Here is a 699-nt window from a genome sequence, read left to right as displayed (position 1 = left end):
GATCATGGTCCCGACTCTTCGCCCCCAGCTTGACTGCCTGGTGGCGCAGAATCTTGTCCAGATAGCGTACTTCGCAGACACTGGCCAGTGCAAACATGACCCCGGTCAGCACCGCCGCAGTCTCGTCCGAGATGTCATCTGGCGCCGGCAATAGGGATTTGTAGCGTGATGTCATCGCAGCTCCTCAATGGCTTGTTGCAGCAGGTCGTCCGGCAAGTGGTTCAAGCCTTTCGGCACGGCCAGCCGCATGGCGGTGTGCAAGATCCGTCCGGCGATGCGCGGCAAGCCCTTTGATGCCTGGCGCAACACCTCCATGCCGGAATCGGCCAGCAGGGTGTGCTGGCAGCCGGCCGTCTTCAATGCATGCCCGATCAGCAGGGCGAAGCGTTCGCGTTCGACGACGGGCCGCAGTTGCACCCGCGCGGCGATGCGCCCGTGCAGTGCAGCATAGGGCGCGCGCTCAAGCGTTTGCGCCAGGCCGGGATGGCCCACCAGCCAGACGGTGATCAGATCGCGCGCGTCGAACGCGAAGTTCAGGAACGCGGGTAAATCGCGGAAGAACTCGACCGGCAGGTTCTGCGCCTCGTCGATGACCCACACCGGCAGCAGTTGCTTGCCGTCGACCATCTCGGCGATGCGCTGCTTGATGTCGCGCCACAGCTGCGCGCGCCGGTAGGACGGCTCGACCCCGAGCGCGCC

At 64.9% G+C, this 699-nt stretch carries 1 protein-coding gene; it reads right to left on the bottom strand.

Annotated features, from left to right (window positions below; all coding sequences use genetic code 11):
* Window positions 1–171: 171 nt before the first annotated feature.
* The coding region (locus tag ACP7D4_RS28180) for an AAA family ATPase (RefSeq protein WP_426212744.1) at window positions 172–699 on the bottom strand (528 nt) is incomplete at its 5' end.

It is taken from the genome of Massilia sp. TWP1-3-3 (assembly GCF_049897805.1).
Lineage (GTDB): Bacteria > Pseudomonadota > Gammaproteobacteria > Burkholderiales > Burkholderiaceae_D > Telluria_A.
This window is presented reverse-complemented; position numbering and strand designations above follow the sequence as displayed.